At 73.1% G+C, this 25,921-nt stretch carries 19 protein-coding genes; 11 read left to right on the top strand and 8 right to left on the bottom strand.

Going from position 1 to position 25,921, the window contains the following annotated elements; all coding sequences use genetic code 11:
• Positions 1–1,188, top strand: a complete 1,188-nt coding sequence (locus ACZ6NZ_RS26725; RefSeq protein ID WP_465860802.1) for an FAD-dependent oxidoreductase — start codon at positions 1–3, stop codon at positions 1,186–1,188.
• 38 nt (positions 1,189–1,226) lie between these two features.
• Here the strand turns inward: ACZ6NZ_RS26725 and ACZ6NZ_RS26720 are convergent, their stop codons facing one another.
• On the bottom strand, positions 1,227–2,072 hold the full coding sequence (locus ACZ6NZ_RS26720) for a GNAT family N-acetyltransferase (protein ID WP_366613286.1): 846 nt from the start codon (positions 2,070–2,072) through the stop codon (positions 1,227–1,229).
• 144 nt (positions 2,073–2,216) lie between these two features.
• Here ACZ6NZ_RS26720 and gltB point away from each other — a divergent pair, with 144 nt between their 5' ends.
• The 4 genes from gltB to ACZ6NZ_RS26700 all read left to right on the top strand — a co-directional run bounded on the left by gltB (position 2,217) and on the right by ACZ6NZ_RS26700 (position 10,563).
• Complete coding sequence (gltB, locus tag ACZ6NZ_RS26715) at positions 2,217–6,920, top strand: glutamate synthase large subunit (protein ID WP_465860801.1); 4,704 nt, start codon at positions 2,217–2,219, stop codon at positions 6,918–6,920.
• The gene (locus ACZ6NZ_RS26710; protein ID WP_465860800.1) at positions 6,913–8,433 is read left to right on the top strand and encodes a glutamate synthase subunit beta; all 1,521 of its coding nucleotides are present in this window, start codon (positions 6,913–6,915) and stop codon (positions 8,431–8,433) included. The genes gltB and ACZ6NZ_RS26710 overlap by 8 nt, the downstream gene beginning before the upstream one ends.
• A 174-nt stretch (positions 8,434–8,607) precedes the next feature.
• Positions 8,608–10,005: an MFS transporter gene (locus ACZ6NZ_RS26705; protein WP_465860799.1), complete on the top strand. Its 1,398-nt coding sequence runs from the start codon at positions 8,608–8,610 to the stop codon at positions 10,003–10,005.
• Positions 10,006–10,074: 69 nt separating this feature from the next.
• Positions 10,075–10,563 carry a hypothetical protein gene (locus ACZ6NZ_RS26700; protein WP_366613294.1) on the top strand — a complete coding sequence of 163 codons (489 nt, stop codon included), beginning with the start codon at positions 10,075–10,077 and terminating at the stop codon, positions 10,561–10,563.
• Between the two features lie 122 nt (positions 10,564–10,685).
• Here ACZ6NZ_RS26700 and ACZ6NZ_RS26695 read toward each other — a convergent pair whose 3' ends face one another.
• The gene (locus ACZ6NZ_RS26695; protein ID WP_465860798.1) at positions 10,686–12,218 is read right to left on the bottom strand and encodes a M1 family metallopeptidase; all 1,533 of its coding nucleotides are present in this window, start codon (positions 12,216–12,218) and stop codon (positions 10,686–10,688) included.
• 145 nt (positions 12,219–12,363) lie between these two features.
• Between ACZ6NZ_RS26695 and ACZ6NZ_RS26690 the strand changes: the two genes are divergently transcribed.
• The 4 genes from ACZ6NZ_RS26690 to ACZ6NZ_RS26675 all read left to right on the top strand — a co-directional run bounded on the left by ACZ6NZ_RS26690 (position 12,364) and on the right by ACZ6NZ_RS26675 (position 19,692).
• The gene (locus ACZ6NZ_RS26690; protein ID WP_465860797.1) at positions 12,364–15,057 is read left to right on the top strand and encodes a hypothetical protein; all 2,694 of its coding nucleotides are present in this window, start codon (positions 12,364–12,366) and stop codon (positions 15,055–15,057) included.
• A gap of 97 nt (positions 15,058–15,154) precedes the next feature.
• On the top strand, positions 15,155–17,701 hold the full coding sequence (locus ACZ6NZ_RS26685; protein WP_465860796.1) for an FtsK/SpoIIIE domain-containing protein: 2,547 nt from the start codon (positions 15,155–15,157) through the stop codon (positions 17,699–17,701).
• Positions 17,702–17,703: 2 nt separating this feature from the next.
• Complete coding sequence (locus ACZ6NZ_RS26680) at positions 17,704–18,729, top strand: hypothetical protein (RefSeq protein ID WP_465860795.1); 1,026 nt, start codon at positions 17,704–17,706, stop codon at positions 18,727–18,729.
• Between the two features lie 288 nt (positions 18,730–19,017).
• Positions 19,018–19,692, top strand: coding sequence for a hypothetical protein (locus ACZ6NZ_RS26675; protein WP_465860794.1), 675 nt, complete (start codon positions 19,018–19,020; stop codon positions 19,690–19,692).
• A gap of 167 nt (positions 19,693–19,859) precedes the next feature.
• On the opposite strand, the gene ACZ6NZ_RS26670 is transcribed toward ACZ6NZ_RS26675, so the two are convergent.
• Genes ACZ6NZ_RS26670 through ACZ6NZ_RS26660 form a run of 3 tightly spaced genes read right to left on the bottom strand, consistent with a single transcriptional unit; the run spans position 19,860 to position 21,210 of the window.
• On the bottom strand, positions 19,860–20,303 hold the full coding sequence (locus ACZ6NZ_RS26670; RefSeq protein ID WP_465860793.1) for a hypothetical protein: 444 nt from the start codon (positions 20,301–20,303) through the stop codon (positions 19,860–19,862).
• Positions 20,297–20,992 carry a hypothetical protein gene (locus ACZ6NZ_RS26665; protein ID WP_465860792.1) on the bottom strand — a complete coding sequence of 232 codons (696 nt, stop codon included), beginning with the start codon at positions 20,990–20,992 and terminating at the stop codon, positions 20,297–20,299. Before ACZ6NZ_RS26665 ends, ACZ6NZ_RS26670 begins: the two co-directional genes overlap by 7 nt.
• The gene (locus ACZ6NZ_RS26660) at positions 20,989–21,210 is read right to left on the bottom strand and encodes a hypothetical protein (RefSeq protein WP_465860791.1); all 222 of its coding nucleotides are present in this window, start codon (positions 21,208–21,210) and stop codon (positions 20,989–20,991) included. The genes ACZ6NZ_RS26665 and ACZ6NZ_RS26660 overlap by 4 nt, the downstream gene beginning before the upstream one ends.
• A 245-nt stretch (positions 21,211–21,455) precedes the next feature.
• Between ACZ6NZ_RS26660 and ACZ6NZ_RS26655 the strand changes: the two genes are divergently transcribed.
• Complete coding sequence (locus tag ACZ6NZ_RS26655) at positions 21,456–21,701, top strand: winged helix-turn-helix domain-containing protein (RefSeq protein ID WP_465860790.1); 246 nt, start codon at positions 21,456–21,458, stop codon at positions 21,699–21,701.
• A 262-nt stretch (positions 21,702–21,963) separates the two neighbouring features.
• A complete protein-coding gene (locus tag ACZ6NZ_RS26650; protein ID WP_030489032.1) occupies positions 21,964–22,227 on the top strand; it encodes a DUF6244 family protein in 264 nt (87 codons plus the stop codon).
• Positions 22,228–22,541: 314 nt separating this feature from the next.
• On the opposite strand, the gene ACZ6NZ_RS26645 is transcribed toward ACZ6NZ_RS26650, so the two are convergent.
• The 3 genes from ACZ6NZ_RS26645 to ACZ6NZ_RS26635 all read right to left on the bottom strand — a co-directional run bounded on the left by ACZ6NZ_RS26645 (position 22,542) and on the right by ACZ6NZ_RS26635 (position 25,753).
• Positions 22,542–22,952, bottom strand: coding sequence for a hypothetical protein (locus tag ACZ6NZ_RS26645; RefSeq protein WP_366613308.1), 411 nt, complete (start codon positions 22,950–22,952; stop codon positions 22,542–22,544).
• A 256-nt stretch (positions 22,953–23,208) separates the two neighbouring features.
• Positions 23,209–24,189 carry an SEC-C domain-containing protein gene (locus ACZ6NZ_RS26640; RefSeq protein WP_465860789.1) on the bottom strand — a complete coding sequence of 327 codons (981 nt, stop codon included), beginning with the start codon at positions 24,187–24,189 and terminating at the stop codon, positions 23,209–23,211.
• Between the two features lie 97 nt (positions 24,190–24,286).
• The gene (locus tag ACZ6NZ_RS26635) at positions 24,287–25,753 is read right to left on the bottom strand and encodes an MFS transporter (protein WP_465860788.1); all 1,467 of its coding nucleotides are present in this window, start codon (positions 25,751–25,753) and stop codon (positions 24,287–24,289) included.
• Between the last annotated feature and the right edge of the window lie 168 nt (positions 25,754–25,921).

Raw genomic sequence — 25,921 nt, 5'->3', positions numbered from 1 at the left:
ATGCGAAGCGCGGTGGTGGTCGGCGCAGGGGTCGGTGGCCTCGCGGTGGCCGGCGCGCTGGCGCGTTCCGGCTGGCAGGTCACCCTGTTGGAACGCGCCGAACGGGTCCGCCCGGAGCCGACCGCCGTGGTGCTCTGGCCCAACGGTGTCCGCGCGCTCCAGGCCCTCGGCCTCGGCGCCGGCCTGGCCGCCATCGCCACCCCGTTGCCCGACGGCGGGGTCCGTCGCCCGGACGGCCACTGGCTCGTGCAGCCCCGGCCCATCCCGGCCGACCGGATGCCGGTGGTGGTGCACCGGGAGGATCTGCACGACGCGCTGATCGCCGGCCTCGGCGAGCGGGTCGAGTTGCGGACCGGGGTGACGGTGCGTCATGTCCGCGTCGAGCCGGGCGAGCGGCCGGGCGTCAGCGACGGGCGGCACACCATCGAGGCCGATCTGGTGGTGGCCGCCGACGGCACCGACAGCGGCATCCGCCGCCAGCTCGCGCCCGAATCCCGGGTGGTCAGCTCCGGATGCGCCGCCTGGCGGGCCGTCATCCCCTGGTACCAGGCACCTCGGCTCCCCGACGACCAGCCGCTGGCCGGTGAGATTCTCGGCGCGGGTTACCGGTTCGTGGCCGCGTCGCTGGGCGAGCGCGGCTCCTCGGGCGGGTCCACCCGGGGCGGCATCTACTGGGTGGCCACCGCCGCCGGCGCGCCCCGCCCGGAACCACCGGAGACCCAGCTTGCCCTGCTGCGCCGCTGGTACGCGGACTGGCCCGCGCCGGTCGGCGCGCTGCTCGACGCCACCAACCCGGCCGACCTGGTCCAGCAGGAGGTTCGCGAGCTGCGCCCGCTGCCCCGGGCGTACGGCTTTCCGGTCGGGCCCGGTGGGGTGGTGCTGCTCGGCGACGCGGCGCACGCCATGCCGCCGCACCTCGGGCAGGGCGCCTGCCTCGCGTTCGAGGACGCCGCGACGCTGGCGTCGCTGCTGCGGGAGGCTCGGCTGCCCGACGCCGTCCAGACGTACGACCGGGTGCGCCGCCCCCGGGCCGCGACAGTGGTCCGGCAGACCCGGCGGATGTCGGCGGTGCTCCAGACCCGGGGCCGGTTGGCGCTGCGCGCCCGGGACGCCGCACTGGGCACGATCAACTCCCGACTGCTCTCCAGCGCCGCGGCCTCCGCCGCCCAGTGGCGTCCACCGACCTGATCCCGGCCGCGACGTAGGTCGGTGTGGGGCGGGGCTGCTCAGGGGATGAGGGCGGCGGGTTCGGCGATGCAGGCGGTGCCGATCCGGCGGAAGCCGACCCGCAGGTAGACCCGCGCGATCTCCTCACTGCCCGCGGAGAGGAAGACCAGCTCGGTGCCGGCGGCGAGGAGTTCCCGGGCCAGGGTGGCGGTGAGCGCCGCGCCGAGCCCGCGTCGTCGGGCGGACGGCAGGGTGGCCACCCCGGCGACCTCCGCGACGTCGTCCACCCGCATCGCCATGCCGCTGGCCAGCGCGCCCTCGGTCGGCGTGCCGGCCAGCGCGGAGATCCGCCGCCCGTCGGCGATCCGGACACGCTCCTCGTCGAGCGCGGCCAGTTCGAGTTCGGTGACGGCGGCGTCGCGTTCGGCCGGCCCGGCCTCGCCGGGCGCGGTGCCGGCAGCGGCGAACGCCACCGCCGCCACCGCACGTCGTGCGGCGACATCGGCGGCGAACCCGGGGGAGTCGGCGGCCAGCACCCGCACCGCCGCGTCGGAGAGCGTCGCCGGGTCGGGCAGCGCGCTCGGGTCCAGCACCATCAGCGGCGCCTCCAGCACGCTGAGCCCCGCCGAGCGGGCCACCGCCAGCAGCTCCGGGGTCGTCTCGTGCACCCACTCGAAGGCTTCCGGCAAACCCAGCTTCCGCTGGCGCTCGCGCACCGAGGACACGTCGGCCAGCGACGGCGGCTCGGTGGCGTCGATCCGGGGCCGGGCATAGAACGGCCAGCCGTCGCCTTCGCGGACGAACAGCACCAGCCCGCCATGCTCCTCCGCACCGGCGACGTCGCGGGGCACCGCGTCGTAGAAGCGTTCCAACCGGTCGAAGACGTGCTTGTGTGACGGATCCACCGCGCGAGACTACACGTCCCAGCCAGTGGACGGTGTGATCAATCTCGGGTGGCCGTGCGGCCCCGGCCCTAACGTAGACTCAATAGACCCACGGGCCGACGTCGTCCCCACCATGATCCAACCTGAGTGACGACAGGAGGCCCGGTGGCTCAGCCGTACGCGGACACAGAACAGCCGCACCCGCACAGCCCGCAGGCGTCCCCGACGCCCCACCCCCGTCCGTCCGCCCAGGGCCTCTACGACCCAGCGCAGGAGCACGACGCCTGCGGCGTGGCCTTCGTGGCGGACCTGCACGGCCGGCGTTCACACTCGGTCGTCGCCAACGGGCTCGGCGCGCTCTGTCGGCTGGACCACCGGGGTGCCCGAGGCGCGGAGCCGAACACCGGCGACGGCGCCGGCATCATGATCCAGGTGCCCGACGCGTTCCTGCGCGCGGTGGCCGACATCGCGCTTCCCCCAGCGGGCGAATACGCCACCGGGCTGGTCTTTCTTCCCGACGACGATGCCGCCGAGGCGCGTGCCCGCCGCGTCGTCGAGAAGTACGCGCTGGTCGAGGGCGCCGACCTGCTCGGCTGGCGGGACGTGCCGATCGACCCGAGCGACCTGGGTGAGACCGCCCTGGCGGCGATGCCCCGGGTCCGGCAGCTCTTCCTGGCGGCGCACCGCCTCACCGACACACCCGACGGGCCGGCCGGCTCCCCGCTGCGCGGCCTCGAACTGGACCGGGTGGCGTTCTGTCTGCGTAAGCAGGCCGAGCGGGAGACCGCCGAGCGCGGCGTGCCGGCGTACTTCCCGTCGTTGTCCAGCCGCACCATGGTCTACAAGGGCATGCTCACGCCCGACCAGTTGCCGGCGTTCTACCCGGACCTGCGCGACGAGCGGGTGGACAGCGCCATCGCGCTGGTGCACTCCCGCTTCTCCACGAACACCTTTCCGTCGTGGCCGCTGGCGCACCCGTACCGGTTCATCGCCCACAACGGCGAGATCAACACGATCCGGGGCAACCGCAACTGGATGCAGGCCCGCGAGGCGCTCCTGCGCTCGCCGAACGTGCCGGGCAACATCCGGCGGGTCTTCCCGGTCTGCACCCCCGCCGCCTCCGACTCGGCGAACTTCGACGAGGTCCTGGAGTTGCTGCACCTGGCCGGGCGGAGCCTGCCGCACGCGGTGCTCATGATGATCCCCGAGGCGTGGGAGAACGACCCGGGGATGGACCCGGCCAAGCGCTCCTTCTACCGCTTCCACGCCAGCCTGATGGAGCCGTGGGACGGCCCGGCGTCGGTGGCCTTCACCGACGGCGAGATCGTCGGCGCGGTGCTGGACCGCAACGGGCTGCGCCCGGGGCGCTGGTGGCAGACCGACGACGGGCTCGTGGTGCTCGGCTCCGAGGCGGGCGTGCTCGACCTCGACCCGGCCCACGTGGTCGCCAAGGGGCGGCTCCAGCCGGGCCGGATGTTCCTGGTCGACACGGTGGCCGGGCGGATCGTGCACGACGAGGAGATCAAGTCCGAGCTGGCCGCCGCCCAGCCGTACGCCGAGTGGCTGCACGCCGGGCTGATCGAGCTGAACGACCTGCCGGCCCGCGAGCACACCGTCTACACGCACGACTCGGTGCGCCGCCGGCAGCAGACCTTCGGCTACACCCAGGAGGAGCTGAAGATCCTGCTGGGGCCGATGGCCCGCACCGGCGCCGAGCCACTCGGCTCGATGGGTACGGACACCCCGATCGCGCCGCTGTCCACCCGGCCGCGGCTGCTCTACGACTACTTCCACCAGCTCTTCGCCCAGGTCACCAACCCGCCGCTGGACGCCATCCGCGAGGAGTTGGTGACCAGCCTGGCGTCGACGATCGGGCCGGAGGGCAACCTGCTCGACCCGGGCGCCGCGAGCTGCCGGCAGATCGTGCTCCCGCACCCGATCCTCGACAACGACGAGCTGGCGAAGATCCTCTCCATCGACGAGGACGGCGACCTGCCCGGCTTCAAGGCGGTCCGGGTCTCCGGGCTGTACCGGATCCGGGAGGGTGCCGCCGGGATCAAGGCGCGGCTGACCGAGATCTGCCGGCACGTCTCCGAGGCGATCGAGGACGGGGTGCGCATCCTGGTGCTCTCCGACCGGGACTCCAACGCCGACCTGGCGCCGATCCCGTCGCTGCTGCTCACCGCCGCCGTGCACCAGCACCTGGTCCGTGAGCAGACCCGTACGCGGGCGGCGCTGATCGTCGAGTCGGGGGACTGCCGCGAGGTGCACCACGCGGCGGTGCTGATCGGCTACGGTGCGGCGGCGGTCAACCCGTACCTGGCGTTCGAGTCGGTCGAGGACATGATCGCCACGGGCGCTCTCGCCGGGGTGGAGCCCGCCGCCGCGGTGCGCAACTACGCGAAGGCGCTCGGCAAGGGCGTCCTGAAGATCATGTCCAAGATGGGCATCTCGACGGTCTCCTCGTACTGCGGCGCGCAGGTCTTCGAGGCGGTCGGTCTGGACAGCCGGCTGGTCGAGCGCTACTTCCGGGGCACCCCCAGTCGCATCGGCGGGGTGGGTCTCGCCGGCGTGCACACCGAGGTGGCCGCCCGGCACGCGCTGGCCTGGCCGCCGGCCGGCACCGCCGCATCCGACCGCCTGGAGGTCGGTGGCGAGTACCAGTGGCGCCGCGAGGGCGAGTTGCACCTGTTCAACCCGGAGACGGTGTTCCTGCTGCAACACGCCACCCGCAGCCGGCAGTACGACGTCTTCCGGCAGTACACCGCCAAGGTCGACGCGCTCGCCGCGCAGGCCGGCTCGCTGCGCGGCTTGTTCACCCTGCGCACCGGTGTCCGTCCGGCGGTGCCGATCGAGGAGGTCGAGCCGGCCACCGAGATCGTCAAGCGGTTCGCCACCGGCGCGATGTCGTACGGGTCGATCTCGGCGGAGGCGCACGAGACGCTCGCCATCGCCATGAACCGGCTCGGCGGCAAGTCCAACACCGGTGAGGGCGGTGAGGACGTCGAGCGGCTGCACGACCCGGCCCGCCGTTCGGCGGTCAAGCAGATCGCCAGCGGCCGGTTCGGCGTGACCAGCGAATACCTGGTCAACGCGGACGACCTCCAGATCAAGATGGCCCAGGGCGCGAAGCCGGGCGAGGGCGGTCAGCTGCCCGGTAACAAGGTCTGGCCGTGGATCGCCCGGACCCGGCACGCCACCCCCGGCGTGGGTCTGATCTCCCCGCCGCCGCACCACGACATCTACTCCATCGAGGACCTCGCCCAGTTGGTGCACGACCTGAAGTGCGTCAACCCGGCGGCCCGGGTGCACGTCAAGCTGGTCAGCGAGGTCGGCGTCGGCACCGTCGCCGCCGGGGTGGCGAAGCTCAAGGCGGACGTCATCCTGATCTCCGGCCACGACGGTGGCACGGGCGCCTCCCCGATGAACTCGCTCAAGCACGCCGGCACCCCGTGGGAGCTGGGGCTGGCCGAGGCGCAGCAGACGCTGTTGCTCAACAAGCTGCGCGACCGGGTCACGGTGCAGGTCGACGGCCAACTCAAGACCGGCCGGGACGTGCTGGTCGCGGCGCTGCTCGGCGCGGAGGAGTTCGGCTTCGCGACCGCGCCGCTGATCGTCGAGGGTTGCGTGATGATGCGGGTCTGCCACCTGGATACCTGCCCGGTCGGCATCGCCACCCAGAATCCGGTGCTGCGGGAACGCTTCACCGGCAAGCCGGAGTTCGTGGAGAACTTCTTCCTCTTCCTCGCCGAGGAGGTCCGGGGATACCTGGCCGAGCTGGGTTTCCGGTCGATCGAGGAAGCGATCGGGCAGTCCGAGCTGCTCGACGTGGCCCCGGCGCTGACGCACTGGAAGGCGCACGGATTGGACCTGGCGTCCGTCCTGCACCTGCCGGAGCTGCCCGCCGACGCGGCCCGACGCGGGGTGCGCGCGCAGGATCACGGCCTGGAGCAGGCGCTCGACAACGAGCTGATCGCGTTGGCCCGTCCGGCTCTGACCGACGGCGCGCCGGTGCGGGTCGAGGTGGCGGTGCGCAACGAGCACCGCAGCGTCGGCGCGATGCTCGGCGGCGAGGTGACCCGTCGTTTCGGCGGCGCCGGCCTTCCCGAGGACACCGTCGAGTTCGTGCTGCACGGCACGGCGGGGCAGTCGTTCGGCGCGTTCCTGCCGCGCGGCGTGACCCTGCGCCTGCACGGCGACGCCAACGACTACGTGGGTAAGGGCCTCTCCGGGGGCCGGCTCATCGTCCGTCCGGACGCCGCCGCGCCGTTCCTCGACCCGGACGCCGAGCCGGGGCAGCGGGCCGAGGATCAGATCATCGCCGGCAACACCATCCTGTACGGGGCCACGGCGGGCGAGGTCTTCCTGCGCGGCCGGGTGGGGGAGCGGTTCGCGGTCCGCAACTCCGGCGCGGTCGCCGTGGTCGAGGGCGTCGGTGACCACGGCTGCGAGTACATGACCGGAGGCACCGTGGTGGTGCTGGGCGCGACCGGCCGGAACTTCGCGGCGGGCATGTCCGGCGGCACGGCGTTCGTGCACCACCTGGATCGGGCCCGGGTCAACGCGGAGCTGGTCGACCTGCTGCCGCTGGGCGAGCAGGAGCAGTCGCTCCTGCACGAGCTGGTCCAACGGCACGTGGCCGAGACCGGGTCGGCGGTCGCCGAGGAGCTGCTCAAGCGGTGGCCGGACGCGGTGGCCGAGTTCACCGCTGTGGTACCCCGCGACTACCGCCGGGTGCTGGAGATCATGCGGGCCGCCGAAGCAGCCGGCCGCGACGTCGACGACGCGGTGATGGGCGCGCTGAGCGCGCCGGCCGCGCCGGTGCCGCCCGCCCCGCGGGTGGCTGCCCAGGAGGTGGCACGTGCCTGACCCGAACGGTTTCCTGCGCTACGACCGGCGGCTGCCGGCCCGCCGCCCGGTGCCGGTGCGGATCAGCGACTGGCGGGAGGTGTACCCGCCGGCCGGCGAGGAGCTGGTCCGTGAGCAGGCCACCCGATGCATGGACTGCGGCATCCCGTTCTGCCACGACGGCTGCCCGCTGGGCAATCGCATCCCGGACTGGAACGACCTGGTGCGCACCGGCAACTGGGACGCCGCGGTGGAGTCGCTGCACGCCACCAACAACTTCCCGGAGTTCACCGGCCGGCTCTGCCCGGCGCCCTGCGAGGCGGCCTGCGTGCTCGGCATCTCCGGCGGTCAACCGGTGACCATCAAGCAGGTCGAGGTGGAGATCGCCGACGCCGCCGCGGCGCGCGGGTTCACCCCGCACCCGGTGCCGCCGCCGTCGGGTCGGTCGGTCGCCGTCGTCGGCTCCGGGCCCGCCGGCCTCGCCGCCGCCCAGCAGTTGGCCCGCGCCGGTCACGCGGTGACGGTGTACGAACGCGACGACGCGATCGGCGGCCTGCTCCGCTACGGCATCCCCGACTTCAAGTTGGAGAAGCGGCACATCGACGCCCGGTTGACCCAGCTCATCGCCGAGGGGGTGCGCTTGCGCACCGGCGTGAACGTCGGCGTGGACGTCACCGCCGAGCAGTTGCGCGCCGAGCACGACGCGGTGCTGCTGGCCTGTGGGGCGTTGCAGGGCCGGGACACCCCGGAGACCCCGGGGCGTGCGCTTCGGGGCGTACACCAGGCGATGGCGCACCTGGTCGCGGCCAATCGCGCGGTCGCCACCGCGACCACCGACCAGGCCGCCGAGCGCCGGCTGGCACCGGCGGTGCTGGCGGACGGCACGCCGATCGACGCGGCCGGCAAGCATGTGGTGATCATCGGCGGAGGCGACACGGCGGCCGACTGCCTCGGCGTCGCGCACCGCCAGGGCGCGGCGGGTGTGCACCAGCTCGACCTGTACCCGCAGCCGCCGCAGGAGCGCGACGAGGCCCGGGATCCGTGGCCGACCTGGCCGTGGGTGCTGCGCAGCTACCCGGCGCACGAGGAGGGTGGCGAGCGGGTCTTCGCCGCGGCGGTGCAGGAGTTCGTGGACGACGGCACCGGCCAGGTGCGGGCGGTGCGGATCGCCGAGGTGACCGTCGAGAAGCGCGACGGCCGGCGCATCGTCACCGTCGTGCCGGGCTCCGAGCGGGAGTTGCCGGCCGATCTGGTGCTGTTGGCGATCGGTTTCGAGGGCACCGAGCAGCAGCCGCTGCTGGAGCAGTTCGGGGTGTCCCGCAACCCGCGGGGCGCGATCGACGCCCGCGACGACTGGCAGACCGACGCCGACGGGGTGTTCGTGGCCGGTGACATGCACCGGGGCGCTTCTTTGATCGTCTGGGCCATCGCCGAGGGGCGGGCGGTCGCCGCGGCCATCCACGACCATCTGGGCGGTGTCGGTGTGTTGCCGGCCCCGGTGGGCCCGGCCGCGCAGGCTCTCGCCGCTCGCTGAGGGGCGGTCGTCCGGTCGGTGCGGCGGGTCCGCCGCCGCGCCGGCCGGACATTCCCGCTGGTGAAGACGCTCACAAACGTGGGCAAAGAGGTTTGAGCCGGCAAGACTTGTCGGCTGCCGAACCGCGCCGCGATCGGCCTGAACAATCTTGCTGCCGATCGCTGGAGGTCCGTCGTGGCCACGGGTGCCACCTTCGCCGCGCTGCGCCACCGCGACTACCGGATCTGGGCGCTCGCCGGCTTCGTCTCCGTCATCGGCACCTGGATGCAGGTCCTCGGGGTCAACTGGTACGTCCTGAAGGAGACCGGCTCCGCGACGTCCATGGGCTTCGCCGTGCTGCTCCAGGCGGCGCCCACGCTGCTGCTCAGCGTCTGGGGTGGTGTGCTGGCCGACCGGCTGCCCGCCCGTCCGTTGCTGATCGCCGCCCAGTGCGCCCACGCGGTGCTCGCCGCCGGACTGGCGGCGGTCGCCCTGACCGGGGTCGGCGGCCTGCCGCTGATCTTCGCGATCTCGCTGGCCACCGGTGCCGTCTCGGCGATCGAGGGCCCGGTGATGGGGCGTTGGGCCGCCAGCCTCGTCGACCGGGAGACGCTGGGCAACGCCCTGGCGCTCGGCTCGCTCAGCAACTCCGCCGGCCGCATCCTCGGCATGAGCCTGGGTGCCGTGGTGGTGGCCGCCGTCGGACCCGCCCTGCTGTTCGGCATCAACGCGGTCAGCTTCGCCGCCGTGGTGGTGGCGCTGTTCGCGGTACGCCCGGCAGTCGCCCCTGGTCTCCCGGTCCCGGAGGCCGGCCGGACGCGGGGCGGGGTCCGCGCCGGGTTCGCCTACCTGCGCGGGCAGCCGGTGCTGCTCCTCGCGCTCGCCCTGTCGTTCGTGCTCGGCAGCCTGGGCCGCAACTACCAGGTGACCATGGCCGCGATGAGCGACGGGCCGCTGGACGCCGGCGCCTCCGGCTACGGCCTGCTGTCGACGGTGTTCGCGGTCGGCACCGTGGTGGGCGCGCTCGTCGCGGCCCGGCGGCGAGCCCTGGGCTACCGAACGCTCGTCGTCGCGGGCCTGTTCGCCAGCGGGTTGCAGATCGTCGCCGGCCTCGCACCGGGCACCTGGAGCTTCGCCGCGGTGATCCTGCCGATCGCCGCCGCCGCGGTGGTCATCGACACCACCGTCGGCACCCGCGCCCAGCTCGACACCGACGGCGCGATGCGGGGTCGGGTGCTCGCCGCCCTGGCGGTCACCGGCTCGGTCTCCGCCGCGGTCGGCGCCCCGCTGCTCGGCTGGCTCGCCGAACATGCCGGACCGCGGCAGACGCTCGTCCTCGCCGGAGCCGCGGCGGCGATCGCCACGACGGCGGCGGGTGTCGCCCTGGACCGGCAGCGCGGCCGTGCGACGACCCTCGCGCTCGTCGTTCCGCGACCCCGCCATCCGGTACGACGAGCGGCGTTCCGGGCCGCCCGCATCGTGCGGCCCACCGGTGCGGTCTGCGTCATCGGGCCCGCCGAGGCCGGCGCGGCGCGGTCGGGCGGGGTCCGGCTCCGGGAGTTGGCCACCGCAGGGCCGGTGCCGAACCGCTGAGACAGCGGTCACCCTCGACGGCCCGCTTGCGGGACAGGGCAACCTGAAGATCATCGTTACGCTGCGATCATGGACATTGAGGAGCGGCTACGGCGAACCCGCCGATGGCTGTGGGTCGTGCTGATCGGGCTCTTCCTGAGTGGTGTCACCGCGTTTCCGCTGGAGATCGAGGTGCGCTGGCTGCTGCGCGTACTGGATCCGCTCGCCGACCACCTGCCTGCGCTGGTCGCCTGGATCGAGCGGGTGCACACCGGGCTCGTGACGGCCGGCGAGGACTACCCGTTCCTGCTCTACGGCACCGACTGGTTGGCCTTCGCCCACCTGGTGCTGGCGGTGGCCTTCTGGGGGCCGCTGCGCGACCCGGTGCGCAACGTCTGGGTGGTGCAGGTCGGCATGATCGCCTGCGCCGGCATCGTTCCGCTGGCGCTGATCTGCGGCCCGATCCGGGACATCCCCTGGTTCTGGACGCTCATCGACCTGTCCTTCGCGGTCGGGGCGTTCCCGCCGCTCTGGTTCGCCTACCGGCACATCCGCGCCGTAGAAGCCGAGACCCGCTAACCCGGGCCGCGCGACCCCCGCCGGTCGATCATGGAGTTGTGGTGGGCAGAAGATGCGCCCTTGCCCGACATGCGGGGCACCACAACTCCATGATCGACGTGGTGGGGGTGGGGTGGGGTGGGTTAGTGGGACATCAGCTCGTGGGAGTCGCGGATCTTGGCCCAGGACTTCGGTTCGGTCGGTGGGGCGGCCTTGCGGGCGGCGTTGGCCAGCTCGGGTCGGCCGGGGGTGAACAGCCAGGTGGTGAACAGGTCGTCCAGGTCCAGTCCGGAGATCCGCTCGGCCAGGGCCTGGAACTGCTCGATGGTGCCGTTGCCGTACCGGCGCTCGGCGGTCCAGGTCGGCAGGATCTCGAAGAACGCGTCGTCACCGACGGCCAGCCGTAGCTGGTGCAGGGCCATCGCACCCCGGTCGTATACGGCGTTGTCGAAGACCCGCCCGGCGCCCGGGTCGCCGGGCGGCACCTGCCAGAACCCGTCGTCAGCCGGGTAACTGGCATAGGTGAAGTCGAAGACCTCCTGGGCGGTGCCCTCGCCCTGCTCCTCGGACCAGAGCCACTCGGCGTACGAGGCGAAGCCCTCGTTGAGCCAGATGTTGCGCCAGTCGGCCACCGAGACCGAGTCGCCGAACCACTGGTGGGCCAGCTCGTGCGTCACCACGTAGGTGTTGGCGCCGCGTCGCCAGAAGCCCGGCCCGTACACCGGGCGGGTCTGCGTCTCCAGGGCGAAGCTGATGCCGTCGACCGGCCCGGCCACACCGCCCTGCGTCTCGAACGGGTACGGCCCGAAGATCCCGCTCTCCCAGTCGACGATCTCGGCGGTCCGCTCGATGCTGGCTCGCGCGGCCGGCCCGAGCGCGCCCAGCGACGTGCTGTACGCGTTGATCACCGGCTGGCCGCCCGGGGAGGTGTCGGTGACGATGTCGTACTGGCCGATGGCCATGAAGGCCAGGTAGGTGGCGGTGGGGGAGGTGGTCCGCCAGATCCACCGGGTGCGGTTGCCGGCCTCGGCCAGCGGGGGCCTCGGCTGCACGCCGTTGCTGATCACCTCGACGCCGGTGGGCACCGAGACCGAGATGTCGTAGGTGGCCTTGTCCAGCGGATGGTCGTTGCTCGGGAACCACCACCACGCCGACTCGGGCTCGTTGACGGCGAGGGCCCCGTCGTCGGTACGCGTCCAGCCGGTGTAGCCGTTGACCAGGGCCTCCGACGGGACACCGGAGTACCGCACGACGATGGTGAGCTGTTGGCCCCGGGTCACCGTGCGGGCCGGGGTGACCACCAGCTCGTGCGCCCCCGCGGTGCTGCTGCTGGCCGCCCAACCGTTGACCCGGACCGACTCGACGTCGAGCAGGAAGTCCAGATTGAACGTCGAGAGGTCCTCAGTGGCGGTGGCGAGGATGGTGGTGGTGCCGGTGAGCAGGTCGGTGGCCGGTTCGTAGCGCAGCCGGACGTCGTAGTGCTCGACGTCGTAACCGCCGTTGCCGTAGTCGGGGAAGTAGCTGTCGCCCAGTCCGGGCGCGCCGGGTTGCGGCGCCGCGGAGACGACCGGACGGCCCCAGCCCGTCGGGACGGCCTGGGCGGGGGTGCCGGCGAGCATGGTGCCGGCGGTGGTGAGGGTCAGGGCGGTGGTGGCCGCCGTGAGGACTCGTCGCACGGGGTGGACTCCCTCCATCGGGTGTTCGCCAGGCCAACCTAATCGACAACCGTGAACGTCGTCGGCCCGCCACACCCATCGTCGGTCGTCGCCCTCTGGTGCGCGTTGCGCCGCAAGGTCACACTGTGTTGATCGGAGGTGACACGTGCGGCGCTCGGAGTTACCCAGCCGGGAATCGACCGGCCAACGACAGTCGACCGCTGGTCGGGAACGCCTGCCGGCCGGCGGTCTGGAGTTGTTCACGCTGCTCGCCCGGCTGTTGCGGCGACCCCGCCGCGGCGACCGCCGGCTGCCGCTGCTGTGGCTGGTCCGCTCCGACACCGCGGATCTGATGGTGCCGCTACGCCGGTTCCTCGGCCAGGGCCCCCGGCGGCGGGTCCCGCACGCCGTGCTGGACGCCGACGCGCCGCCCGGCGTCGGGGACGTGCCGGCGCTGCTGCGCGAGCTGCACCGGCAGCTCTCCCTGGAGGCCTTCGGCGCCGCCCGGCTGCGCTTCCGGCACTATCCGCTCGCCGACTGGCTGATGCAGCAGAGCCTCAACCTGGGCGCCGACGCCGACGACAGCCGCGCGGCCCTGGTCCGCCGGCTACGCGACCGCAGGGGCCCGCGCGCGCCGGAGGCGGTGCCCTCCGGCGGCGACGCGGTCAGCATCGTCTCGCAGGTGCTGCTCTGGCTGGTCCGTCGCGCCGTGCCGGGGGTGATTTTCCGGGCTGCCCTCTCCGGTCGGGTGCCGGTGCTCGGGCGGCACTACAACTGGTTCATGCGCCAGCAGTACCTGGCGCCCCGGCAATCGGTCACCTTCCTCGGTTTCGCCGAGCGCCTCACCGCCGGCTGGCGCGACGGGGAGCAACCCGACCAGGTCAACAAGCTGCTGCTGCACGCGTTCCTGGAGGACCTGCGGCAGGCGTACCGGCGTCGCCCGTGGCGCCTCTCGGACTGGCGGCGCACCGCGTACCCGGCGCTGCTGATCGATCACGTCGCCCCCGGCAACGTCGGCGGGGAACTGGTCCGCCTGATCGGCGACGTCCGCACCGAGACCGGCCGCAACGACCCGCTGCTGATCGTCGCGTCCGGTGGGCAACCCCCACCGGACCTGCCCGAACCGCACCCGTTGACCGAGGCCGACGAGGCGTACGACGAATGGGCCGGGGCGCTGCCGGAGATGCGCCGGCTGCGCCGCCCGGCCACCTGGCTGGTGGCGTTGCGCCCCGACGAGACCGACACCGGTCCACCGTCACGTGGCGGCCTGCGGCCCTTCTCCGCGCCCGACCCGCCGTGGTGGTCGCGGCGCTTCCTGCCGACGGCGCTCGCACTGGTGCTGGTGGCGACGCTCGGCCTCTGGGTGACGAGCCGGTGGGGGCCGGGCTGTCACCCCTCGTTGACCGGCCAGGTGTCGGTCGAGGTGGTCGGCGACGACGAGTGTGTCGGTTACAGCGACAGCGCCGCGCAGGTGTTCAACAACGACCCGGGTCAGGAGCGGCTGCGTACCGTCCAAAAGCGCATCTTCGCGCAGAACCGCGCCGCCGAGGAGGTCTGGCAGCGCAGCGAACGGCGACGGCCCTTCCTGACCCTGGTCTACCTGGGCACCCTGACCGGCAACCTGACCCGCGCGGACGAGGAGTCGTACGTCTCCGAGCGCGAGGAACTGGAAGGGATGGCCACCGCCCAGTACGCGTTGCTGAAGGAGTCGGCCGGCGCGGGCGGCGCAGCGCTGCTGCGGATCGTGGTCGCCAACGCCGGCCGCCAGATGGTCTACGCCGACCGGGCGGTGGCGATGCTGGCCGAACTGGCCCGGGACGACCCCACGGTGCTCGGCGTGGTGGGTCTGGTGGAGAGCCGGAGCAGCACCGCCCGCGCGCTGCGCGAACTCAACCGGGTCGGCCTGCCGGTGCTGGCACCCACCCTCTCCGCCGACCGGATGGACGCCAACTCCCGCCTCTACCTGCAGATCTCCGCACCGAACAAGGATCAGGTGAAGCTGGTCGACGCGTACGCCCGGCAGGTGCTGAAGGTCGACGAGGCGCACGTCTTCTACACCTTCCTGGAGGGCAGTTCGCTCACCGAGGACCTCTACGTGGGCACCCTCGTCGAGGGTCTCCGCAAACAGTTCGGACCCCGCATCACCCGCCTCGACGAGTGGAGCGCCGGGCAGCGGCTGACCGACGAGTGCGGCTACCCCGGGCTGCTCTTCTTCGCCGGCCGGTGGTCGGAGTTCCACGATTTCCTGCGGGCGCTGCGCGAGTGCGGCGGCAACCCGCCCCGGCACCTCGTGGCCGACGACTCGGTCAACCGGTACATGGCCAACCCGGGGCTGCGCGCCGCCGCGCCCGGCAACCTGCCCGTCACGTACGTCTCCAAGGCGTCCCTGGCCACCTGCGCGGTGCTGCGGGCCGCCCAGGACCGGCGCGACGAGGCCCGGGCCAGCTTCCTGTCCTGGATCCAGGCCGACGACCTGCTCGACCCGCCGCGCTGCCGGCCGGGCTCGGAGGAGCAGGTCGGCGAGCGGGTCAGCCTCGCCTACGACGCGTCGATGATGATGGTCCGGGCGGTGGAGAGCCTCGCCGCCCGGTTGCACCCCGCCAACCCCCGGCAACGCTGGGAACCGGATTCGGTCAACCCGGTGGGCGTGCACGCCGAGGTGCTCCGGCAGAACGCCGGGCAGGGTTATCCGGGGGTGGCCGGGCTGATCCGGTTCACGCCCGACTCGGGGGAGCCGGTCGACAAACGGCTTGCCCTGATGCGGGTGGAGCGGGTGCCCGACGGGTCGACGGCACCGGTGGAGGTGTTCCGCTGCGGGGCGGCCGACGGGTCCGACCCGCCGGCGTGCGGCCCCGCCTGACCAACCCGGCGTGACACGTCCTCCCAGGACTGTCCGGGTGCCGCCGCTGTCCGTTAGGGTTCCTGGGACCAGGCGGCCGTGGTGTTGGGGGCAGAGGGTGGGCAGGCTCGCGTCGGCGTACGGGCAGGCGGTCAACTCCCACCGGGCGGCTCGTGCGCATCTGGACACCGCCCGCAGCGCCCTGGGGGCGGCACCGACCGCCGTCGCGCCGACCGGCGTCGATGACCTGGTGACCCGCCTCGCCCGCCTCGGTGCTGCCCTGGCCTCCCCCGCTCCGGGCGTCACCCCGCTGACCGACGAGCCGGCCGCGGTGCGGATCGGCGAGGCGTCCACCTCGGACGGCGGCTTTCCGGTGCTGGTCCCGCTCGGCGGCGGCCACCACCTCGCCCTGGACACCGACGCCCGGGACCCGCAGGTCGCCGGGCTGCTGCGGGCGCTGGTGCTGCGGCTGGTCGCCACCGCGCCGCCCGGCCAGGTCCGCGTCACCGGCATCGACACCGCCGCGCTCGGCGCCACCTTCGGCCCGCTGCGACCACTGCTCGACGCCGGGGTGCTCGACCCGCCGGCCACCGGCGAGGCCGAGGTGGCCGCGCTGCTGGACGCCGCCGAGCAGCACGCCCGCGCCGCGCAGCACGGCCAGCCCGCGGCCCGTCGCCTGCTGGTGCTGGTCGCCACCGCCGCACCGCCACCCCGCGAGCTGGCCCGGCTCGCCGCGCTCACCCACGCCGGCCCGGCCGCCGCCGTGTGCGTGCTGCTGGCCGGCCACCCGTCCCGGTTGCCCGGCGAGACCGCGCCGCCGCTGGGCGGCACCACAGCGGTCCGGCTCAGTCAGGGGTACGCGCACGTCGGCGACCCACCCGGCACCCCGTTCAGCGCCGACGGCACTGGGCTCGCCGCACCCGTCCTGCTCGACGGTGACCCGCCGCCGGCCTCGGTCCGCGCGCTCGCCGAGCACCTCGGCACCGCGACCCGCCGCGCCGACGCGTTGTCCTTCACCGACCTGCTGCCCGAACGGCGCTGGGCCGAGTCCGCCGGCAACGGCCTGCGGACAGTGGTCGGCCGGGCCGGCGGCGGCGCCGCCTTCGACACCGCGCTGACGCTCGCCTTCGACGACGCCACCCCGCACTGGCTGGTCGGCGGGCGCACCGGCGCCGGCAAGACCGTCTTCCTCCTCGACGTCCTCTACGGGTTGGCCGCCCGCTACTCGCCGGCCGAGTTGCAGCTCTACCTGCTCGACTTCAAGGAGGGCGTGAGCTTCACCGAGTTCGTACCCACCGACCGGGACCCGTCCTGGCTGCCGCACGCCCGTGCCGTCGGCATCGAGTCCGACCGCGAGTACGGCCTCGCCGTGCTGCGCGAGCTGCGCCGGGAGGCGCAGCGCCGGGCCACCGCGCTCAAGCGGCACGGCGTCACCAAGCTCGCCGACCTGCCCCGGGACAATCCGCTGCCGCGCATCGTGGCGGTCGTCGACGAGTTCCACGTGCTGCTGGCCGGCAACGACGCGCTGGCCCGGGAGGCCGTCGACCTGCTGGAGGACCTGGCCCGCAAGGGCCGCTCGTACGGCATCCACCTGGTGCTCGCCAGTCAGAGCATGACCGGCATCGAAGCCCTCTACGGGCGGGCCGAGGCGATCTTCGGGCAGTTCGCGTTGCGGGTGGCCCTGCCCGGCGGTGGTGGGGTGCTCGACCAGCTCAACGAGGCCGCCGCCGCCCTGCCGGTCGGCTCCGCCGTGGTCAACACCGCCGCCGGCGCGGTCGGTGCCGACACCGTGCTGCGCTTTCCCGACGCGCACGCCGCCACGGCGGACCTCGCCGCGTTACGCCACGACCTGTGGCAGGCCCGCCCGCAGGGCTCGCGCGCCCCGGCGGTCTTCAAGGGGTACGAAGCCGCGCGGATCGAGGACGACAGCACGTTCGCCGGGTTGCGCCCCGGTGGCCGACGCCCGATGGCACTGGTCGGTCGGACCGTCGACGTGCACGGCACCACCGCACTGTTCCTGATGGACACCACCCCCGGTCGACACCTCGCCGTGGTGGGCACCGCGCCGACCGGCGCGGACGTGCTGCGGGCCGCGACGCTCAGCCTGGCCCGCCAGCACACTCCCGGCGACGCGCGGTTCGAGCTGGCCTGCCTGGTCGGCGTCGCCGACGCGGTCGCCGACGACACCGAAGCCGTCCTGCGCGCCGCCGGCCACCCGGTCGGACGCCTCGACGCGGCCGGGCTGCGCGACCGGATCGCCGCGCTGGCCGCCGAACCCACCGGCCGCGAATACCTGGTGGTGTTCGGCATGGACGCCGCCGCGCCCGTCCTCGGCGCCACCGACCCCGCCACGTTCCGTTCCGGCCTGGACGACCTGCGCACCGTCCTGCGTCAGGGCCCCGGGCAGGGGGTGCACCTGCTCGGGTGGTGGCGGGGGCTGCGCCGGCTCGCCGACGACCTCGGCGGCACCCAGAACCGCGACGACGTCGCCTGCCTGGTCGCGCTCAACGTGCCCGGCGCCGAGCTGGCCCTGCACCTTGGGGCGCACGACCTGACCTACACGCCCCGCCCCGACCGGGCACTGCTCATCGACCGGCACGACCAGCGCACCCGGCTGATCGTCCCGTTCGTCGGCGACGGGCACGATCCGGACGGGGAGCGCTGACAGTGTCCTTCGAGGAGTACGCGGCCCTGGCCCGGCAACTCTCCGCCCAGCACCGCGCCGGGGAACAGCACGCCGCCGCCGAGTCCGCGCGTCGCCGCGACCTGCACGCCGCCGTCGACTACCTCCAGCAGCGGCTCACCGCCCAGGGGCAGCGCCTCGACCAACTCGGCCGAGCCATCGGCGTCGACCAACCACCCGCCGCCGCCCCCGCCGCTGCCCCCGGCCCGAGTGCGGGTCAGGAAACGGGGACGCCGGGCGAGACCGCCGCCTGGCCCGCCCCGCCGTCCGGCGCGGGGTCGCCGTCTGCCGCCGCCTGGCCCGCCCCGCCGTCCGGTGCCGGGTCGCCGTCCGCTGCCGCCTGGCCTGCTCCGGCGTCCGGTGCCGGGTCGCCGTCTGCCGCCGCCTGGCCTGCTCCGGCGTCCGGTGCCGGGTCGCCGTCTGCTGCCGCCGCACCCGGAACCGGGGACGGGGCACCCGCCGGCGCAGCCGGCGCGCCGGGGCGGGCGGGGGTCGGGGCGTACCCCCAACTGCCGGCGGGGGAGGCGCGGCTGGCGCTGCCGACTGCGGTGAGCCCGACGGGCGGCGGGGTGCCCGCGCAGCGCGCGGCCGCGACCGACCCGGCGGTGGAGTTGGAGCTGGCCCGGCGGATGGCCGACGAGGCCGACCGGCACGGGCAGCAGGCAGAGGTGCTGGCCCAGCGGCCGGCGCTGTTACCGACGTGGTCACCGCTGGCGCGGGCGGTCGCCGTCTACGCCGGGTGTGGCGCGGCGGCCGGGGTGCTCGTGCTGGTGCTGGTGCTGGCCTCCGGGGTCGGCCTGGTGGACGGGTTCACCCTGGGCGCGTGGATCTGCGCGGGGCTGCCGGCGGTGGCGTTCTTCGGCGGTTACCTGGTGCTGGGCCGGTGGGGGCGGCCGGCCATGGTCGCCGGCACCCCGCCGCGATATCTGCCGCTCGGGTTCCTGATCTGCTTCCTGGTGGTGCCGATGGCCTACTGCGCGTACCTGCTGATGGTCCGCAACCTGCGCTGACGACCTCCGGGTCTGCGCTTCGCCGCGCAGCCGGTCGTCAGCGTGTTCGTGCCGGGCGTCCCGGCCCGGGTACCGGAGTTCACGGGCGACGGCGTCGTGCCGGTGGACCGCCGACCCCGCTGGTCCACTGTGTTCGCCTCGGTGCCGTAGTCTCGCGCCCCGAGCGCAGCAGGTGCGTCATCCGCTCGCCCAGGACTCCGGTTCGTCACACCCCGGGTGCCCGCCTCGAAGCGGGCAGTGGGCGCGGCGACGTCCGGCGAGCGGTAGGTCGAAAGGTTGGTCAGGAAATTGCAGGGACACACGTTCACCCACGGTGAGTCACTGTCGACAGGGGGCGGAACGGCCGTCGCCCCATCGGTCAACGCCGAAGCGGCAACTACCCGCTCCGAGCAGGAGCCCGCGCTGTCGGTCGTCGCCGCAACGCAGCAGGCCGGTCCAGGCGCGGTGGTCGCGGGCTTCGGGCTGATCGCTTTCGGCGCCGTCGCCGGCTGGGCGATCTGGCGCAGCGGTGCCTCCGCGGCGAAGATCCAGCCCGAGGACACCACCGGTGTCTTCCTCACGCTGCTGGTCTTCGCCGCGGCGGTGGAGCGGATCCTGGAACCGTTCTCGCGGTGGCTGCCGGGACGCGCCGCCGAAGCCGCGCTCTTGCAGACGGTGACCGACGTGAACAGCCGGGTGGGCGGCCCCACCGAGACCGACCGTGAAGCGGTCGCCGTCGCGACCGCGAAGGTCGCGCGGGCGAAGGCGAACCGCACCATCGTCGCGTGGGGCCTCGCCAGCGGGTTGGCCACCGTGGCGTCAAGCGCCGGCGGGTTCTACGTTCTGCACGCGGTCGCCGGCGGCGACTGGAACGGTGTCGCGGTCTGGGTCGACGCCGTCGTGACCGGGGTGATGGTCGGCAGCGGCACGAAGCCGTTGCACGACCTGATCACCCGCGCGCAGAACGGCCCGCCGTCGGCATAGCGCGCCGCCTGGCCCGTCCCGGCCTGCCCGGTGCTGTCTCGGCTCGCCGGCGGGCATGATCCACTCGGCTTCACTCAAGTCGGGGTGTCCGTGCCAGCGGGACACCCCGACTTCAGCTATCTCGTGTCGATCATCCGTCCGATCGCGCTCACCGTCGGTCGGCCCGCCTACCTGCCGGGGATGCGTGCGTGCCCGGTGTCGTCGGCGGCGTGTGCGGCGGCCACCAGGACTTCGTCGAGTTCGCGGTCGGTCAGACCTTCGTCTTCGAGCAGGCCGAGCAGCAGCACCGTCCGTGCGACGATCACCGCCGCGTCGTGGGGCACGGGCGGACGCTCACCGAGCGCCGCCCACACCAACGCCTCGGCCAGCACCGGGTCGACGTCGCGCCCGGTCCCGTCGTAGCGTTCCCGAGCGGACGCCACGAACCGGATCACCGGCGCGTGGTCCTGCCCCGCGACGAACCGCCGCCGTACCGCCACCAGCAGCGCACCGGCGAGCAGATCCGCGTACCGTCGCCAGTCCGACTCGGCAAACCGGCCCAGCCGCCGTTCGTGGCCGCGCAACCGCCCGGTCAACAGGCCGCGTAACGCTGCCTGTGGGTCGCTCACCATCGTCGGTCCCTGATCATCGCGAGTGCTCTCCGATGCGCGCGTGGTCTGGTCAGTCGATGCCGCCTGGTCGCCAGAGCGCTCGCCGCCCGGCACCCGCGAGCGATCACGTCGGCGCTGACGGCGTCGCTGGCCCTGTCGGTTTCGCTGCCGTTTTCATGGCTGGTGGGCCGGGACGGCGCGAGCGGTGTCGCCGGCTCTCCGGTGAGTGCCGCCACCGAGCGGCCGGCAGGTGTCGCCACCGGACTGGCGGTCAGTGCGGCCACCGACCGATGGATCCGGCAGCCGCCGACCGCGAGCCGGGCGACGACCAGATCCAACCGGGTGATCGCCGCCGCGAGATGCCGGGCCGCGACCATGTCCGCCACTTCCCGGGTACGCCGCAGCCGGTCCTCGGTCGCGCCCAACCGCCAGCGGACCCGAGCGGCCAGCGCGGCGGCCCGGTCCGCGTCGACCTGGGCGGCGCGCAGACCGGCGAGCAGGTCCCCGACCGAGCCTGCCGGTGACTTCCGATCCGCCGCCAAGCCGGCGTAGACCAGGCTCAGCGCCCGCCAGCACTCCGTTACCGCGTCCTGCCAGGGCAGCCGCCGACCGGGCGGCCCCGCCCCGTGCAACTGCGCGCCGGCTCGATCGGCGGCGGAGATCGTCGCCAGCCAGGCGGCTCTCAGGTCGTCCACGGCATCGGTGCTCATTCGCCCGCCTCAGCGCTGGACTTGACCAGGAGAGCGAAGCGCACATCGGTGCAGGGATAGTCAACGCCGCACCCGCAGAGCCAGCGACGCACCACCCGGGGCGGATGGGCGAAGAGGACATCGTCGGCGTCCTCGACGTCCTGATCGGATACGAGCCGAGGGAGCTGCTCAGCTGGTGGTGGTGAGTCGGTGGGGGATTCGTCGGGTCGATCCGGCATCGAGGGCTCCCGTCGGGTCGTCTCCTAGCTGCTCACGGCTCTTGCGCCGGGGCGGCGTGCGGGCACACCCCGGCACGCCCGGTCGAACGGGGGGACCGACCGACCGGGCGCTTCCTGCGCGGTGGGAACGAACCAGCTCCGGGTTGCAGACCTGGGAGCCGGCTAAGGCAGAGCGTATATAACAGGTCATGTAAGCGCAAGCGTCGATCGCACATTGCTTGCTATACAAAGTTCCTCGTGATCGAATGGCAGGGCAGACCTGGGAGACACCAATGCCCGCCAAAGCGAAGTGGGCGCTGATCGCCGACGGCATCCGCGCTCAGATCAAGTCCGGCGAACTTGCGCCGGGAGACAAGCTGCCCTCGACCTCTGAGCTGTGCCGTCAGCACGAGGTTTCGGCCATCGTCGTTCGTCAGGCCATCAACGCGCTCAAGATCGAGGGCTTGGTGGAGGGCGTCGGCGGCGTCGGGGTGTTCGTCGCTGATCGCTGAAGTGCCCCAGTTTCGTGGTATCACTTCAGATCTTGGACAGTTTCCGTTATGGGCTAACGGAAACTGTCCAAGATCTGGTGGCGTTCCGACTCGGTCGGGCTCCAGTGGGCAAACTCCGTCAGAGTCGCCAGCGTGGGCGACAATGCCCACGGTGACGCGAGAGCGAGTGGCCGGTCGCGCTGGGTGCGGGGATCTCGTACGCTCCCATGTGGTCTCTGCCGGTGCGGTGGTGGAGGCGATGGTCGACCAGGGGGAGGTGCGCGTGAGCGCAGCACAGATCATCGCGAGGTTGGCGGCGGCGTCGCAGAAGCTGGACGAGGCGAAGGCCAAGACCGCAGCGGCGGCCCAGGACGCTGCCGAGGCGCGCGCCCTCGTCGCCGGTGCGCTGGAGGGTGTGGCCGCCGGTCCGCTGGTCGGCATGATCGACTCGTACCGTCAGGCGCTGGCGCAGGCGTCCCAGGGTGGCGACCCGGCCAAGCAGCACGTGCAGGAGACGATCGCCAAGGTTCGAGCGCTGGGAAACTGACCATGGGTGGTGGCAGCGCAATCCACCAACCACCCGCGGCAGCCGGCGTCACGCTGTGACCCGCAGTGCCAGGCCAGCAACATCCCCTACGCCCAGTGCCAGCGGTCTGTCTCCTGCGTTCCGAGACCAGAGTGCTGCCGAGGCGCCGAGTCCCACGCGCAGAGAGCGGGTAAGCCCCCAGGGTCATCGCTCTTGGTGGTTCTTTCGCTTCAACCGCCTGGGCCACGGGGAGGCGTAGCAATGGTGCCGCGCTGCCGGACTGTCCCCGCAGCGCGGCTACCGATGTCACCGCCCAACGCGTGTCTCGTTCACGGTCAGCGGGTGACGCGGACCTCGCCCTCGAAGCGCGGCGAGTATTCGCAGTCGACCGGGGTGCACAGCGACACAGTCCCGGTGGCGAGCGCGATGCCCCGATTGAAGGCGAAGCCACCGCTCTCCGCGTAGACCCGGCCGATCACGGCCTGCGGTACGCCGGTGCAGGTGAAGATCGTCCCGGCGCTGCCGTACGCGACGTTGTCGCCCGAGCGTTGACGCAGACTGAATTCCGCACCACCGTCTCGACCGGACTCGCAGGTCACGGTGAGGGTGATGTCGACGGCGACCCCGCGTGCGATCAGTTTCGCCGAGGTGACCTCGACGGTGCTGGCCGCGCTCGCCGGGGTCGGTACGAGCAGTGCGCACAGGAACAGTCCGAGTAGGGCGGCGGTGGTGGTGACACGGCGCACGGTGGTCCTCCTCAATGGAACGGCTGCATGTCCACGGTCACGGTAGCCATCGCCGGCAATCGCCACCATCGATCGATTGTGGGTGCGGGGTGGCCGTCGGGTGAGGGGCGGTTGGCCGGGTGAGCGTGATGCCGGTGGGTCATCTTGATGACGCACCGGCATCAGAGACTCAGGGGACATCGCTCCACGGCAGCCGCGCAACGGCGATCAGACCGTGCGGCGATCAGACCGTGCGGCGATCAGGACCGGGACGCGATCAGGCGCGCAAGCGGGGCAGGCAGCACTTCTTGTACTTCGTACCCGACCCGCACCAGCAGGCGTCGTTGCGGCCCGGCGGCCATGAGGTGATGCCCGCGTCGTCGAGGCTGTCGGCGTACTCGTCGAGGGTTTCCTCGTCGATGGCGTCAGCGCCGGCGAAGGCCGACAGACCCTCGACGCTGCCCGTCACGATGCCCAGGCCGACGCCACCGCCGAGTCCGGACGCGTCGACGAGGGCGCGTTCGAGTTGGGCGCGGTGCTCGTCCCAGGTGGGCGGGTAGCTGTCGACCAGCGCCGGCCAGCGCACCAGCAGAGCGTTGAACTCCGCCTGCGGCCAGAAGAGCAGCGTCGCCGGGCCGTCGTCGAGGGCGTCGAGCGCGTGGGTGCTCGCGGCGCGCAGCCGGTCGGCGAGGTTGTCGTACTCGTCGTGGGGGAGGCCCACCTCTTCGCGGAGGTCGTGCCGCCGCTGGGCCAGGCCGTAGATCATGGCCGCGGCCTCGTCCTGGGCGTCCTCGGATGCGTGCTGCTCGGTGCGGCTCCGTTCCAGGATCGCGTCGAGCGCCGCGGTGAGCCACTCCAACGCCGTGTCGGCGCGGTCGGACTCGGCCAGCACGTCGACCAGGTACGTGGCCTCGGGGTCGGTCTCGAGCAGCGGACGCAGGGCGGTCAGCTCGCCCATGCCCTCGTCCGAGCGGCCGAGGCGCAGCAGCAGACCGCCGCGCACCGCTCGGGCGTACGCGTTGTCGTCCGGCTGTTCGGCGATGGCGCGGGTGGCCAGGGCGAGCGCGTCGGCCAGGTCGCCGGCCTGTCGCAGGATGTCCGCGGCGACCAGCAGGGCGTACCCGGTGTCGTCGGGGTCCGCTACCCGCCCCTCGTCGACGGCGCTCACCAGTTCGGCGACGAAGGCGGCCGGGTCGGGGCTCTTGAGACCCAGGGCGCCGATCTCGTCGATGCGGTCGGCGGTCAGCAACTCGGGCATGGGCGCTTCCTGAGCAACGGCGGATGGGCAGCGGTCAGCGTACTCCGGAACGCGGCGCGGCCCGGGCGGCGAACCGCCCGGGCCGCGCCGCGTTCCCTCAGCGGGTTGCCGGCATGGTGGCGAACTCGCCGGCTAGCTCCGACTCGACGATCGTCGCGGCGGACGGCCGGCGACCGGCCGACGCCCGCCGGGCGGACGGGACGGCGAGGGCCGCGAGCGCGGCGGCCAGGGCGATCGCCGTGAGGACGAGAAACCCCATCGTGAAGCCGGCCTCCCGGGGCAGGCCGTTGGCCTGCGGGTGGGCGGTGATCACGCCGCTGACCACTGCCGCGCCGATCGCGCCGCCGATGGTGCGGATGTTGGCGTTCATGCCGGTCGCCACGCCGGTCTGGCTGGCGGGCACGCTGGCGACGATCAGGTTGGCCATCGAGGCGAAGGCCAGGCCGATGCCGAGGCCGACCAGGCCACCGGCGATGGCGACCTCCCAGCGGGTGGCGTGCGCGGTGGCGAGCATCGCGGAGGCGGCCACGTTGAAGGTGGCACCGGTGGCGAGCTGCGCCTTGGCGCTGAAGACGGCCTGGAGCCGCCCGGCGATGACGCCGGCGACGAACATCGCGCTGACCATCGGGAGCATGAGCAGACCGGCCTGGCTGATGCTCGCCCCGAAGCCGTATCCGGCGGCGGTCGGGGTCTGCAGGAACTGCGGGAGGAACGCGTACATGGAGAACATCGACGCGCCGTAGAGCAGGGCGACCAGGTTGGTGGTCCAGACACCGGGAAGGCGCATCATCCGCATGTCGATCAGCGGGTTGCTGGACCGCAGCTCGGTGACCAGCCAGCCGACCAGCAGCACCACGGCGAGGGCGAGCAGACCGAGCACCCGGGTGGAGGTCCAGCCCCAGGCTGCGCCCTGGCTGATCGGCAGCAGCAACGCGACGAGCCAGCCGGAGAGCAGCAGCGTGGCGCGCCAGTCGATGCGACCGGGGGTGCGGACCGGCGACTCGGGCACGAACAGGTGCGCGGCCACGGCGGTCAGCCCGACCACGATCATCGGGATCCAGAACAGCCAGCGGTAGTCCAGGGTGCTGACGATCGGGCCGGCCAGCACGATGCCCAGGCCACCGCCGACGGCGACGATGGCCGAGATGGCGGCCACCGCGGTGGAGACCCGGGCGGCCGGGAACTCGTCGCGGATGATGCCGAAGGACAGCGGGAAGACCGCCCCGCCGATGCCCTGCACGACCCGGGCGAGGATGAGGACGCCGATGTTCGGCGCGATGGCGGCCAGCAGGCAGCCGAGGGCGAGGGCGGCGAGCGAGACGACGAGCATCCGCTCCTTGCCGACCATGTCGCCGACGCGTCCGAGGATCGGCGTGAAGATCGACGCGCTGAGCAGGTAGGCGGTCAGGACCCAGGTCACGGTGTTCTGGGTGGTGTGCAGGTCCTGCTGGATGGTCGGCAGCACCGGGGTGATCAGCGACTGGAGCATCGCGAAGAACCCGGCGCCGGCCGCGAGCACGGTGAAGGTGAGCCGACGCGAGCTGCGCCGGGAGGTCACTGCCACGAGAGAAAACTCCCTGATTACGTACGGGAAGAAGGCTTGTCGCCCGTCGTCCGTGACGGGGTGGTCTGTCGGGGTCCGGGCGATCGGGGTGGCCAGGCGGCGATCGGGCGGGTCCCGAGGTAGAGTAACCGGAGGCAGGCCTCCGGGATTCCGGAGGGGTGCCTCCGC

It is taken from the genome of Micromonospora sp. NPDC047756 (assembly GCF_055587245.1).
Note: the sequence above shows the minus strand (reverse complement) of the source record. Positions and strands in the feature narration are given on the sequence as shown.

What these genes read in the sequence shown, in the direction of transcription:
- ACZ6NZ_RS26665 (WP_465860792.1), bottom strand. Translation starts at nt 20,992, where the DNA reads ATGAGCACCGATGCCGTGGACGACCTGAGAGCCGCCTGGCTGGCGACG.
- ACZ6NZ_RS26640 (WP_465860789.1), bottom strand. Translation starts at nt 24,189, where the DNA reads ATGCCCGAGTTGCTGACCGCCGACCGCATCGACGAGATCGGCGCCCTG.
- ACZ6NZ_RS26670 (WP_465860793.1), bottom strand. Translation starts at nt 20,303, where the DNA reads ATGGTGAGCGACCCACAGGCAGCGTTACGCGGCCTGTTGACCGGGCGG.
- ACZ6NZ_RS26655 (WP_465860790.1), top strand. Translation starts at nt 21,456, where the DNA reads ATGGCAGGGCAGACCTGGGAGACACCAATGCCCGCCAAAGCGAAGTGG.
- ACZ6NZ_RS26700 (WP_366613294.1), top strand. Translation starts at nt 10,075, where the DNA reads ATGGACATTGAGGAGCGGCTACGGCGAACCCGCCGATGGCTGTGGGTC.
- ACZ6NZ_RS26725 (WP_465860802.1), top strand. Translation starts at nt 1, where the DNA reads ATGCGAAGCGCGGTGGTGGTCGGCGCAGGGGTCGGTGGCCTCGCGGTG.
- ACZ6NZ_RS26660 (WP_465860791.1), bottom strand. Translation starts at nt 21,210, where the DNA reads ATGCCGGATCGACCCGACGAATCCCCCACCGACTCACCACCACCAGCT.